This is a genomic window from Stenotrophomonas sp. YJH_SMC_19, assembly GCF_059367915.1.
This window is the reverse complement of the sequence record NZ_JCAFRI010000001.1, coordinates 54,323-66,575: the sequence shown is the minus strand read 5'-3', so window position 1 is coordinate 66,575 and position 12,253 is coordinate 54,323. Positions and strand designations below refer to the sequence as shown.

10 protein-coding genes are annotated in these 12,253 nt (G+C 67.5%); 7 read left to right on the top strand and 3 right to left on the bottom strand.

Annotated features, from left to right (window positions below; genetic code table 11):
* Positions 1 to 6 precede the first annotated feature (6 nt).
* The 4 genes from AC5P5R_RS00285 to AC5P5R_RS00270 all read left to right on the top strand — a co-directional run bounded on the left by AC5P5R_RS00285 (position 7) and on the right by AC5P5R_RS00270 (position 4,967).
* Positions 7 to 1,671 carry a sensor domain-containing diguanylate cyclase gene (locus AC5P5R_RS00285; protein WP_012479590.1) on the top strand — a complete coding sequence of 555 codons (1,665 nt, stop codon included), beginning with the start codon at positions 7 to 9 and terminating at the stop codon, positions 1,669 to 1,671.
* 34 nt (positions 1,672 to 1,705) lie between these two features.
* Positions 1,706 to 2,428, top strand: coding sequence for a pseudouridine synthase (locus AC5P5R_RS00280; RefSeq protein WP_005408708.1), 723 nt, complete (start codon positions 1,706 to 1,708; stop codon positions 2,426 to 2,428).
* A gap of 144 nt (positions 2,429 to 2,572) precedes the next feature.
* On the top strand, positions 2,573 to 3,643 hold the full coding sequence (locus AC5P5R_RS00275) for a sensor domain-containing diguanylate cyclase (protein WP_012479591.1): 1,071 nt from the start codon (positions 2,573 to 2,575) through the stop codon (positions 3,641 to 3,643).
* Between the two features lie 163 nt (positions 3,644 to 3,806).
* A complete protein-coding gene (locus AC5P5R_RS00270; RefSeq protein ID WP_024956273.1) occupies positions 3,807 to 4,967 on the top strand; it encodes an AAA family ATPase in 1,161 nt (386 codons plus the stop codon).
* Between the two features lie 45 nt (positions 4,968 to 5,012).
* Here AC5P5R_RS00270 and AC5P5R_RS00265 read toward each other — a convergent pair whose 3' ends face one another.
* From AC5P5R_RS00265 to AC5P5R_RS00255, 3 genes are read right to left on the bottom strand one after another with little or no spacing between them, the layout of a single operon-like run.
* Positions 5,013 to 5,960 (bottom strand): DMT family transporter, encoded by a 948-nt coding sequence (locus tag AC5P5R_RS00265; protein WP_012479593.1) that lies wholly within the window; start codon positions 5,958 to 5,960, stop codon positions 5,013 to 5,015.
* Between the two features lie 34 nt (positions 5,961 to 5,994).
* Positions 5,995 to 6,813 (bottom strand): DUF72 domain-containing protein, encoded by an 819-nt coding sequence (locus tag AC5P5R_RS00260; RefSeq protein ID WP_043034839.1) that lies wholly within the window; start codon positions 6,811 to 6,813, stop codon positions 5,995 to 5,997.
* Positions 6,810 to 7,253, bottom strand: coding sequence for a VOC family protein (locus AC5P5R_RS00255; protein WP_012479595.1), 444 nt, complete (start codon positions 7,251 to 7,253; stop codon positions 6,810 to 6,812). The genes AC5P5R_RS00260 and AC5P5R_RS00255 overlap by 4 nt, the downstream gene beginning before the upstream one ends.
* A 110-nt stretch (positions 7,254 to 7,363) precedes the next feature.
* On the opposite strand from AC5P5R_RS00255, the gene AC5P5R_RS00250 reads away from it, so the two are divergent.
* The 3 genes from AC5P5R_RS00250 (at position 7,364) to agp (ending at position 12,246) form a co-directional block, all read left to right on the top strand.
* Positions 7,364 to 8,923: a serine hydrolase gene (locus AC5P5R_RS00250; protein ID WP_043034840.1), complete on the top strand. Its 1,560-nt coding sequence runs from the start codon at positions 7,364 to 7,366 to the stop codon at positions 8,921 to 8,923.
* 199 nt (positions 8,924 to 9,122) lie between these two features.
* Positions 9,123 to 10,955, top strand: a complete 1,833-nt coding sequence (gene smrA, locus AC5P5R_RS00245) for a multidrug efflux ABC transporter SmrA (RefSeq protein ID WP_012479597.1) — start codon at positions 9,123 to 9,125, stop codon at positions 10,953 to 10,955.
* A 67-nt stretch (positions 10,956 to 11,022) separates the two neighbouring features.
* Complete coding sequence (agp, locus tag AC5P5R_RS00240) at positions 11,023 to 12,246, top strand: bifunctional glucose-1-phosphatase/inositol phosphatase (RefSeq protein ID WP_164225722.1); 1,224 nt, start codon at positions 11,023 to 11,025, stop codon at positions 12,244 to 12,246.
* Positions 12,247 to 12,253: the final 7 nt, after the last annotated feature.

The following is a 12,253-nucleotide window of genomic DNA, read 5'->3' as shown; positions in this document are numbered from 1 at the left end:
CGTGGCGTGGGCGGCAGGCAGTGGCGGTATGGAACAGGATCGGTGCTGGCCGTCCTGATGGTGTGGTTGGCGTTGCCGTGGCCGCTTCAGGCTGCAGAGGCCGTGTCGGGCCATGATTATCTCCTGGTCGGCGGCGCTACCGACGAGCCGACGCCGCACCGCGCATGCACGCCGCAGATGCTGTCCGGCGCCCGCCAGCAGGTGCTGGTACCGGCTCCGCCGCAGGGCTGGTCAGGCCAACCGCAGGCGCTGGACGTGTTCAACGTCTTTGCCGGTGAAGTGCGCGTCCAGCATGGCGACCGCGAGATCTGCGGCAACATGCACGATGCGCGCACCCGCGATTCACGTTTCCGGGCTGGCATCGGCCTGGTGGCCGTGCCGCCGGCCGGCAGCCATGAGCCGTTCCTGGTCTCCTGGCAGACACCGCTGAAGGCACGTTGGGTGCCGACCCTGCGGCTGGGCGCGCCCAGCCCGGTGCAGCAGAACGACACCGCCCGCCTGCTGGTGCGCGCGGCCTGCATCGCGGTGGCGATCGCGCTGGCGCTGTCGGCGTTGATGGCCTTCCTGACCACCCGGGACCGCAGTTTCCTGGTCTACATCGCCGGCACCACCGTGATGGTGCTGTGGCAGGCCATCCTCGGCGGGCTCAGCGGTTATCCGGAACCCTGGCTGCCGGTGGGCGAGCACGGCGCCTGGTGGCTGCTGGCGCTGACCGCTGCGACCCAGGCACTGGTGCTGCCGGCGCTGTGGCGGCTGAACGGAGGCGACCGCGTGCTGCCTCGATCGCGCCCGGCCCAGCTGGCGGTGTTGTGGACCCTGATGGCGCTGGCCGTGCTGGTGCCGTGGCTGCGCTGGGAGCATCTGGCCTGGGTCGCGAAGGGCTTGCAGGTGTCCTATCTGTCTGGATGTGGCCTGGCACTGATGGTCGGCGTCTGGGCACGCTGGCGCGGCGACCGTTGGGCACAGGCGGGTCTGGCCGCGCTGGCACCGATGCTGGTACTGATCATCGCCGATGCCTGTGGTGCGGCGTGGCTGCTGGAATACCGGGTGGAGGCGCTGCAGCTGGCGGTGACCTGGCTGTTGATGATGGCCGCGTATGCGTTGAACCAGCGGCTGGGCCGGCTGCGCCAGCAGCGTGATGAACTTCGCCAGCTGGCCGAGACCGATGGCCTGACCGGGCTTCCCAACCGTCGCGCCGGACTGCAGCAGCTGGCCCGCCATCTGGAACGGGTGGACCGTGAGCGCGGCCCGTTGGTGATCGGCTTCCTCGACATCGACCTGTTCAAGGACATCAACGACCGCCACGGCCACGCAGTGGGCGACCAGGTGCTGGTGGCGGTGGCGCGTGCCCTGCGCGCGGCGGTGCGCAGCCAGGACGAAGTGGTGCGGATGGGCGGCGAAGAGTTCCTGCTGCTGATGCCCGGCATGCCGCGCGAGGCGGCGTCGGCACGGCTGGACCGCCTGCGCCAGCGCATCACCGAGGCTGGCCAGGCCCTGCAGGTGCCGGGGCTGGAGGTGACCGCCAGCATCGGCCTGGCGCAGTGGCGACCGGGCGAAGACGATCTGGCCGGGCTGCTGCGGCGCGCCGACCATGCCATGTACGTGGCAAAGCGGGCGGGCCGCAACCGGGTCTTCGACGGCGAGGAGCTCGATCCGCCCGCCCTGGCATGAAGCGCAGCGGGCGGCGATGCCGGATAATGGGCCGATGACCACCCGACTCAACAAACATATCGCCGACACCGGCTTCTGCTCCCGCCGCGAGGCCGATCGCCTGATCGCCGCGCGCCGCGTTACCGTCAACGGCCATCCGGCCGGTACCGGCGCGGTGGTGGGCGAGGAAGACCAGGTGCTGGTCGACGGCCAGCCGCTGCGCGCCCGCGTGGCACGCAAGCCCGGCGCCCGCCGCCACGTCTACATCGCACTGAACAAGCCGGTAGGCGTCACCTGCACGACCGAAACTTCGGTCAAGGGCAACATCGTCGACTTCGTCGGCCACGAACAGCGCATCTTCCCGATCGGCCGCCTGGACAAGGAATCCGAGGGGTTGATCCTGATGACCAGCAACGGCGACATCGTCAACCAGATCCTGCGCGCCGAAAACGGCCACCAGAAGGAATATCTGGTGGCGGTGAACAAGCCGGTCACCGATGAGTTCCTGCGCGGCATGGCGCGCGGCGTGCGCATCCACGACCAGATGACGCTGCCGTGCAAGACCTCGCGCATCGCCAAGTTCGGCTTCCGTATCACCCTGCAGCAGGGCCTGAACCGGCAGATCCGCCTGATGGCCGCCGAATTCGGCTATCGCGTGACCCAGCTGCGCCGCGTGCGCATCGACAACATCAAGATCGGCGCGCTGAAGCCGGGCCAGTGGCGCAACCTGACCGAGCAGGAACTGCAGGGCCTGCTGCCGAAGCAGCTGGACTGGTAACGCGCGGTAGTGCCGGCCGCTGGCCGGCTGCTCCAGGCATCGAGAGAGCGCGGGATGCCGGCCAGCGGCCGGCACTACCCGTTGTGCGGTTTACGCGCCGGCATCAGCTAGACTTTGCAGTGACCTGCCGGAACGTGACGCTGCATGATCAAGCCCGACAAGCCTGCCAACGAAGCCCTTCGGCTCCAGGCGCTGTACCGCTACCGGATCCTTGATTCGCAGCGCGAGAAGTCATTCGACGACCTGGTGGCGATCGCCAAGGCGGTCTGCGGTACCTCGATGGCGGCGGTGACCCTGATTGACGTCGAACGGCAATGGTTCAAGTCGATCCAGGGCATCGACGCGGCGGAAAACCTGCGCAGCGAATCGATGTGTGGCCACGCCATCCTGCAGCCGCACCAAATCATGGTGGTCGAGGATGCGTTGCAGGACATCCGCTTCCACGACAACCCGGTGGTGACCGGCGACCCGCACATCCGCTTCTACGCCGGTGCGCCGCTGATCAGTTCCGATGGCCTGCCGCTGGGTACGCTGTGCGTGTTCGATGCACAGCCGCAGCACCTGCCCAGCGACAAGGCCGAGGCGCTGGCCGCGCTGTCACGGCAGGTGATGCTGGTGATGGAGCTGCGTCGTTTCGCGCTCGACATCCAGAAGCACATGCTGGAACGCGATGACTACGAGCGCCTGCTGTCGGAGTACCAGGACGTGCTGCTGGCGCAGAATGCCGACCTGGCCGAACAGAGCCGAACCGATGCGCTGACCGGCCTGCCCAACCGCCGCGCGATGGCAGCGGCACTGGAAGAGGCGGTGGCGGAGATCGATGGGCAGCCGGGAGTAGCCTGCGTGGCCCTGCTGGACATCGATCATTTCAAGCACATCAATGACTTCCAGGGCCACGCCACCGGCGACCGGGTACTGGCTGAGCTGGGTGTGCTGCTGCGTTCGCATTTTGCCGGCCGTGGCATGGCCGCGCGCTATGGCGGGGAGGAGTTCGTGGCGGTGATGCCGGGCACTGATCTGCGCACGGCCGAACTGCAATGCGAGTTCCTGCGCCTGGCCGTGGCGGATCTGCCGCTGGGATTCCCGGTCACGATCAGCATTGGTGTGGCCCAGCACCAGCCCGGTGAAAGCGTGGATGAGATGCTGGCGCGCGCCGACAAGGCGCTGTACCGGGCCAAGGGCAACGGTCGCAACCGGGTGGAGCTGGCGGGCTGAAACACGGCGGTTCGCGCGCTGAACGCATGCGACGCGTGGATGATTCGATGCCGCTCCAGTAGATCCACGCCATGCGTGGATGCTCTTCCCGTTTCACTTGGCGTCGCAGCTCCTGCGATCAGAACCGGCCAGCATGACGTCCCTGTTTCCACGGACACCAGCCATGCTGCAGACCCTGGCCATCGCCCACTATCGCTCGCTGCACGGGCTGGTACTGCCGCTGCAGCCGTTGAACGTGGTCACCGGTGACAACGGCAGTGGCAAATCCAGCCTGTACCGCGCGCTGCGCCTGCTGGCGGAAACCGCCCAGGGCGGCGTCGCGGCGGTGCTGGCCCGCGAAGGCGGGCTTGGTTCGGCGCTGTGGGCCGGCCCCGAATCCATCGATCGCCGGGTTGCGGCCGGCGAGATCCCGCTGCAGGGCGGACCCCGGCAGGCGTCAGTGGGGCTGAAGCTGGGATTCACCACCGACGAGTTCGGCTATGCCATCGACCTGGGCTACCCGCCACCCAGCCGTTCCGCGTTTGCGCTGGATCCGCAGATCAAGGCGGAGGCGATCTGGGCCGGGCCGTTCCTGCGCAGCGCCAACCTGCTGGTCGATCGCCGTGGGGCAATGGTGCGGCAACGCCATGCGCACGGCTGGGATCTCGTGGATGACCGGTTGTCGCTGTTCGACAGCCTGTTCACCCAGGTCGGCGATCCGCAGCGCATGCCGGAAACCATCGCCCTGCGTGAGTACATCCGTCGCTGGCGCTTCTACGATCATTTCCGCAGCGACGCCGATGCCCCGGCGCGACAACCGGCGATGGCAACGCGCACGCCGGTGCTGCATCACGACGGGCGGGATCTGGCGGCGGCCTGGGTGACCATTCTCGAGATCGGAGATCCGGTTGCGTTGGCACGCAGTGTCGATGATGCCTTCCCCGGCGCCACGGTCGGCTTCGAAGAGCTGGACGGTCGACTGGCCCTGCGATTCCACCAGCCCGGGCTGCTGCGGCCGTTGTCGATGGCCGAATTGTCTGACGGTACCCTGCGATTCCTGCTGCTGGCCGCGGCACTGCACACGCCGCGGCCACCGCCGCTGCTGGTGCTGAACGAGCCGGAGACCAGCCTGCATCCGGACCTGCTGCCGGCGCTGGCGCGGCTGATCATCGCCGCCAGTGCGCGCAGCCAGGTGTGGGTGGTGTCACACGCCAGCCGGCTGATCGCGGCGTTGGAGCAGGCGCCGGGCTGCCACTCGCTGCATCTGCACAAGGAACAGGGCCGCACGCTGCTGAGCGGGCAGGGCCTGCTGGATGCGCCGGCCTGGCATTGGCCGCAGCGTTGAGTCATCGATCCGGATCCGGTAGATCCACGCCATGCGCGGATGCATTCAATCGGCGATGTTGCGTGCTTCGGCCGTGCCAAGGATTTCCGGGTGCTGCACCGGCTTGCGGCGGTTCAGCAGCGGATGCAGGAACACCGCGCCGACAATGATGGCCACGCCCAGGTAGAACCACGGCGTGACCTCGTGCTGCTCGCGCAGCAGCACCACCGCCAGCACCACCGCATAGACCGGTTCCAGGTTGGTCACCAACTGCACCGTATAGGCGCTCAGGTGGCGCAGTGCGACCAGGGCCAGGGCGAACGGCAGCAGCGTGCAGAACCCGGCCAGCACCAGCAGCAGGATGCCGTCGTGCAGATTCGGGACCACCCACAGCGGGCTGGCCAGTGCTGGCAGCAGGTAGGGCATCAGCGGTGCCAGCAGGGTCAGGGTGAGGGTGCCGGCACCCAGCTCCAGTGCGGTGACCGTGAGCGGATCGGCGTGGCTGACCATGCGTTTGTTGAGCGAGCCGAACACCGCCACCAGCAGCGCCGATATCGCGCCGATCAAGACACCCAGGCGCATGCCATCGGGCACGCCACCGACCACCAGCGCAACACCCGGCAGCACCGCCAGGCCGAACGCCAGTTCACGTAGCTGGAACGGCCGCTTGGCGACCCAGGGTTCGATGATCGAGGTGAACACCGGCGCCAGTGCAATGCAGGTGGCGGCCACCGAGGCATTGGCCAGTTTCACCGCGCCGTAGAAGGTCAGCCAGTGCAGGGCGACCAGCGCACCGATGCCGGCGTAACCGGCCACCAGCCGCAGGGGCAGGGTGCGCAGCCCGCGCCAGACCCGCGGCAGCAGGGCCAGCATCGCCGTCACCAGCAGCATGCGCCACCACACCAGCGGCAATGCGGGCAGGGTGATCAGCTTGCCGAGGATGGCGGTGACGCCCCACAGCAGGACACAGAAGTGGATCTGCCACAGCGCTTTGCGGGTGTCGGGTGTGCTCATCCGCCTATTGTGAGGCAAGGCGAACGTCGCAGCGCTACCCGCGTGTGGGATCGCTGCCCTGGTCAACCCGCCGCTGCAGTGCCATCGCCGCCGCCGGGTTGCGTGCCTTGCCCGCGCCGATGCACAGCAGGTAGACCTCGCGCGGGGTTTCCGGAGCTGGCGCGGCCAGGCAGGGCAGGTCATCCACTGGTTCACCGCGTGACCAGCGGCGTGCGCGTTCGGCCCAGCGCTGCTGCACGGGCGCCGGCAGGCCCTCGTTCAAGCGGGCCTGGCTGCGCTTGATTCGCGCATAGACGAAGCCGGCACTGACATCGCCGTGCAATGGCGCCTCGTCGCTGTCCTCGATCACCAGCGCCACGCCATGGCGGCGGGCGGCGTCGACCAGTGCCGGGCCATGTGCCTCGGCGTTGCGGACCTCCAGCGCATGCTGCAGCGGCACCCCGTCCAGCTGCTTCGGCAGCTGTGCCACCAGCCGTTCCAGTGCTTCGGCGTCGGCCGGATGCCGTGGATCGAACTGCCACAGCAGCGGGCCCAGCCGGTCACCGAGCGCGGTCGCCGCCTGCAGGAAGGGCGCGGCCGCCTCGACCGTGCTGGACAGGTCGCGGCGCTGCACCAGGTAGCGTGGCGCCTTCATCGAAAACCGGAAGCCTTCCGGCGTCTGTGCGGCCCACTGCGCGCACTGCGCGGCGGTGGGCGTGCGGTAGAAGGTGCCGTTGATTTCGATGCAACGCAGGGCACGGCTGGCATGGGCCAGTTCTTCACGCTGCGGCAGGCCCACGGGGTAGAAAACGCCGCCGCGCCATTCGGGAAACACCCAGCCACCGATGCCGCAGCGGATCGTTCCGGCGGTCACTGGCCGTGGTCCGCGCGCCACGGGTCGTAGCTGCCGAACCACCACAGGTAGCCTTCCGGGTCGGCGCAGGCATAGCCACGACCGCCGTAGTCCTGGTCGGCGATGTCGATGACGATTCGGGCACCGGCGGCCTTGGCCCGGGCGTAGTGCGCGTCGGCATCGGTGACGATCACGCAGGCACTCTGCGTCTGGCGGCCGCCGACCTCATCAGGCATCGCCGCATGCTCGCTCCACGCGCTCTGGTTGCTGGCCGAGCCCAGCATGATCATGCCGGTGCCGAAGGTCAGCTGCGCATGGAACACCGTATTGCCATCGGCGTAGACGGCCTGGGCATGGAAGCCGAAGGCGCGCTGCAGCCAGTCGATGGCAGCCTGCGCATCGCGGTAGCGCAGGCACGGAATGATGGTGGAGCCGCTGCTCGGTTGGCCGTTCTCGCCCATGACACCCCTCCTATGGCACAGGGCAGGGTGCAACGCAGAACGTTACCATCCCGCGAAACCCCGGTGACGGCCTGCACATGGCCGCCACCCCTGTTCGGAGATCGTGCTGGATGAAACCCTGGATTGGAGGAGCCGTGCTGCTGGCGTGCACGACCATGGCGAGCGCTGCCACCCCGGCGCAGCTGCAGGAGCTGGATGCAACCGTCGAGCGCGTGCGCGCGCAGTTCGACGTGCCCGGTATTGCGGTGGCGGTGGTCAAGGATGGCGAGGTGGTGCTGGAGCGCGGCTGGGGCGTGCGCGAGCAGGGCAAGCCGGAACCGGTGCAGGCCGATACGCTGTTTGCCATTGCGTCCAACACCAAGGCGTTCACCGCCACCTCGCTGAACCTGCTGGCCGAGGACGGCAAGCTGAAGATGGACGACAAGGTGATCGACCACCTGCCGTCTTTCCGCATGTCCGATCCGTTCGTGACCGGCCAGATGACGATCCGCGACTTGCTGTCGCATCGCAGCGGACTAAGCCTGGGCGCCGGTGACCTGTTGTTCTGGCCGACCACCTCCTACAGCAATGCCGAAGTGGTGGAACGGCTGGGCAAGGTGCCGCTGAAGGGTGGATTCCGCGAGGGCTATGCGTACGACAACATCCTGTACGCGGTCGCCCAGCAGGTGATCGAGCATGTTTCCGGCATGAGTTACCAGCAGTTCCTGCAGACCCGCATCTTCGACAAGGTGGGCATGGCCGGCACGCGCTACAACGCCGATCACCTGAAGCCGGGCGACAAGGCCGCGGTCGGCCACGCCAAGTACGATTTCAAGGACCTGCGCACCGTCGCGCCGCTGACCTGGTCGAACAATGCCGGCGCCGGCGGCATCTATTCCAGCGCGCACGACATGGCGCGCTGGATGCAGGTGCAGCTGGCCGAAGGCAAACTGGCCGACGGCACGCCGTTGTTCTCCGAGAAGAGCCAGCAGCAGATGTGGCGGATGATCACGCCGCAGTCGATCCCGGCGCCGAGCGTGCCGGAGCTGGCACCGGCGCGGGCCAACTTCGCCGGCTATGGCGAAGGCTGGAGCCTGAGCGACTACCGCGGGCAGAAGCTGGTCTGGCACACCGGTGGCTGGCCGGGCATGGTTTCGCGGCTGACCCTGGTACCGGGCGAGAAACTGGGCGTGGTGGTGCTGACCAATCAGGAAGTGGGCGCGGCGTTCAATGCGATCACCCTGAGTGTGCTCGATGCCTACCTGGGCGGTGAAAAGCATGACTGGGTGGACGCCTATGCCAAGGCCGTGGCCAAGGGACAGGACAAGGCCGACGAGGCGTGGGCCAAGCACCAGAGCGCGCGCGACAAGGGCAGCAGGCCGTCGCTGGCGCTGGCCGGCTACACAGGCATGTTCCGCGACCGCTGGTATGGCGACATGCAGGTCAGTGCCGAGGGCAAGGGACTGCGCCTGCGCTTTGCCAAGACCGCGCAGCTGAGCGGACGCCTGGAGCACTGGCAGCACGACACCTTCATCGTGCGCTGGGACGACCGTTCGCTCAACGCCGACGCGTTCGTGAACTTCAGCCTGGACCCGGACGGCAAGGTGCGCGAGGTGCGCATGCAGCCGATTTCCGACCTGACCGATTTCAGTTTCGATTTCCAGGACCTGCTGTTCACCCCAGTGAAATGACGCCGCCGGGCGTGGCCCGGCGCTGACGTTTGACGAATCCGATGGGTAGTGCCGGCCGCTGGCCGGCAACCTCATGATCCCCGGATGCGTCGCAAGGGTGCCGGCCAGCGGCCGGCACGACCGCAGCCGCAGCGATCGTCGGCCGGCGTACACATGCGGCATGGGATACTCCGCCAGCTAAAGATGGCGAGGGAATGCGATGTTCCGTTGGTTTGAATCCCTGATTCCGGTGTTCCCGCCAGTGGACGGGCGGATGCCTCCGCGCAAGGTGCTGCCGTTCTACCTGCACTACCTGCGCCCGGTGTGGCCGGTGCTGCTGGCCACGCTCATCGCCGGCCTGCTGCTGGCGCTGGTGGAAGTGGCGATGTTCGATTACCTGGGCCGCATCGTCGACATGGTCGCCGAGCAGCCCGGTGCCGACTTCTTCAAGCGCCATGCCAACGACCTGGGCTGGATGCTGTTCATCACGGTCATTGCGCGTCCGATCCTGGTCGGCCTGCACAACCTGCTGGTCAACCAGGCCATCGTGCCCGGCCTGAGCAACCGCTCGCGCTGGTTGATGCACAACTATGTGGTGCGGCAGAGCCTGAGCTTCTTCCAGAACGACTTCGCCGGCAGCGTCGCCAACCGGGTGATGCAGACCGGTACCTCGCTGCGCGAGTCGGCGGTGCAGATGGTCGATTCGCTCTGGTACATCGTGGTCTATACCGGCACCGCGCTGTACCTGTTCGCGCAGGCCGACTGGCGGCTGATGGTGCCGCTGATCCTGTGGCTGCTGGCCTATGCGGTGATCATGGTCTACTTCGTGCCGCGCGCGAAGGAACGGGCCTGGATTGCGTCCGAAGCGCGTTCCAAGGCGATGGGCCGCATCGTCGATGGCTACACCAACATTCCCACGCTGAAGCTGTTCGCCCATGGCGGGCGCGAGCAGGCCTACGTGGCCGAGTCGATCCAGGAACTGGCGGTCAAGCACCGCGCGCAGACCCGGGTGACCACCGGCATGGACCTGACCATCGCCATCGTCAACGGTTTCCTGATCGCCGGTACCTGTGGGCTGGCGCTGTGGCTTTGGAATGGCGGCCACATCACCGTCGGTGCGATCACGCTGGCGACCGGCCTGGTGATCCGCATCCACAACATGTCCGGCTGGATCATGTGGACCATCAACGGCATCTTCGAGGACATCGGCACGGTGCAGGATGGCATCACCACCATCGCCCAGCCGCTGACCGTGCAGGACCGCGAGGATGCAGTGCCGTTGCAGGTGACCCGTGGCGGCGTGCATTTCCAGGACATCCACTTCCACTACGGCAAGAAGGGTGGCGTGATCGCAGGCCTGGACCTGGTGGTGAAGCCGGGCGAGAAGATCGGCCTGGTCGGTCCTTCGGGGGCCGGCAAGTCGACCCTGGTCAATGTGCTGCTGCGCCTGTACGACCTGGAAAGCGGCCGCATCCTGATCGACGGCCAGGACATTGCCTACGTCACCCAGGAAAGCCTGCGCCAGCAGATCGGTGTGGTCACCCAGGACACCTCGCTGCTGCACCGCTCGATCCGCGACAACCTGCTGTACGGCCGTCCAGACGCGACCGATGAGCAGCTGCGCGCTGCGGTGGCCAAGGCACGTGCCGAAGCCTTCATCGATACGCTGGTGGACGGGCAGGGGCGTCGTGGCTACGACGCACATGTCGGCGAGCGCGGCGTGAAGCTGTCCGGCGGCCAGCGCCAACGCATCGCCATTGCCCGCGTGCTGCTGAAGGACGCCCCGATCCTGGTGCTGGACGAAGCAACCTCGGCACTGGACTCGGAAGTGGAAGCGGCGATCCAGGACAGCCTGGATGAGCTGATGGGCGGCAAGACGGTGATCGCGATCGCGCACCGGCTGTCGACCATCGCGCGCATGGACCGGTTGGTGGTGATGGACCAGGGACGCATCGTGGAGACCGGCACCCATGCCGAGCTGATTGCGGCCGGTGGCCTGTACGCACGGTTGTGGGCGCGGCAGACCGGTGGATTTGTTGCTGCCGATCAATGATCGCTTCGGGGTCGGATCCCTTTCTGCAGGAAAGGGCTCTGACCCCAGCGTGTTTCCGGAGACCTGCATGATCCGCCCCCTGCGCTCCCTGTTGCTGGCACTCAGCCTGGTTGCCACGGTTGCCACGGCTGCGCCGGCACCCATGGACGGCGACCAGCTCAAGCAGGTCGTCCTGCTCAGCCGTCACAACCTGCGCGCGCCGGTGGTGGCCTCCGGCGCGCTGGCCAATGCGACGCCCGAGGCCTGGCCGCGCTGGGAGGTGGCACCGGGCGAGCTGACTACCAAGGGAGGCGTGCTGGAGGTCTACATGGGCCGCTACATCGCCCAGTGGCTGCGCCAGGCGCAGCTGTTGCCGGTGTCGGGTTGCCCGCAGGAGGATGACTTCCACGCGTACGCCAACAGCCTGCAGCGCACCCAGGCCACCGCGCAGTTCTTCGTTGCCGGTGCTTTCCCGGGCTGCCATATTGCGGTCGAACAGCGCATGCCGCTGGGCTCGATGGATCCGTTGTTCGATCCGGTGATCCGCCGCGACGACGCGGCATTCCGCACGCGCGCGCTGGAGTCAATGCAGCGAGCGCTGGCCGCAGTGGACCTGGCACCGGCTTTGTCCGTGGTGGAGGAGATCACCCGCTATCCGCAGTCGGCGGCATGCAAGGGGCACAGCGACTGCCATCTGGCGCTGGCCGATACCACCTTCAGTACGGAACCGGGCAAGGAGCCTCGCGCGTCCGGATCACTGGCGCTGGCCAGCGGGCTGGTCGATGCCTTGTTGATGGAGCACTACCAGGGCAGTGGCATCCCCCGCGAAGGCTGGGGCCGGTTGACCACCGAGGCGCAATGGCAGGCGCTGGCGCAGATCCGCAACCGCTACCAGGACATCCTGTTCGGAACGCCCGAGGTGGCGCGGGATGTGGCCGCTCCGCTGCTGACAAGAGTGAATGCGTTGTTCGACGACCCGGCGTCGCCGAAGGTGACCCTGCTGGTCGGTCACGATTCCAATATCGGTTCCGTGCTGGCGGCGTTGGGAATCAGCGACTACAGCCTGCCGGGGCAGTACGAGAAGACACCGATCGGTGGCCTGCTGCAGTTCGAACGCTGGCGTGATCGCCACAGCGGGGTGGAACGGATCCGCCTGGCCTACGTCTACCCGACCACCGCGCAGCTGCGCGATGCGCTGCCGCTGGCCAACGCGCAGCCGCCGGGCCGCGTCGTGCTGCGTGTGCCGGGGTGCGCGGCTCAGGGGTGCACCGTCGCCGAGTTCCAGCGCCTGCTGCATCCGAAAGCCCGCTGAGGCGCGC

Coding starts and splice junctions, on each gene's coding strand:
- AC5P5R_RS00255 (WP_012479595.1), bottom strand. CDS start 7,253: ATGGGCGAGAACGGCCAACCGAGCAGCGGCTCCACCATCATTCCGTGC.
- agp (WP_164225722.1), top strand. CDS start 11,023: ATGATCCGCCCCCTGCGCTCCCTGTTGCTGGCACTCAGCCTGGTTGCC.
- AC5P5R_RS00270 (WP_024956273.1), top strand. CDS start 3,807: ATGCTGCAGACCCTGGCCATCGCCCACTATCGCTCGCTGCACGGGCTG.
- smrA (WP_012479597.1), top strand. CDS start 9,123: ATGTTCCGTTGGTTTGAATCCCTGATTCCGGTGTTCCCGCCAGTGGAC.
- AC5P5R_RS00280 (WP_005408708.1), top strand. CDS start 1,706: ATGACCACCCGACTCAACAAACATATCGCCGACACCGGCTTCTGCTCC.
- AC5P5R_RS00265 (WP_012479593.1), bottom strand. CDS start 5,960: ATGAGCACACCCGACACCCGCAAAGCGCTGTGGCAGATCCACTTCTGT.
- AC5P5R_RS00275 (WP_012479591.1), top strand. CDS start 2,573: ATGATCAAGCCCGACAAGCCTGCCAACGAAGCCCTTCGGCTCCAGGCG.
- AC5P5R_RS00250 (WP_043034840.1), top strand. CDS start 7,364: ATGAAACCCTGGATTGGAGGAGCCGTGCTGCTGGCGTGCACGACCATG.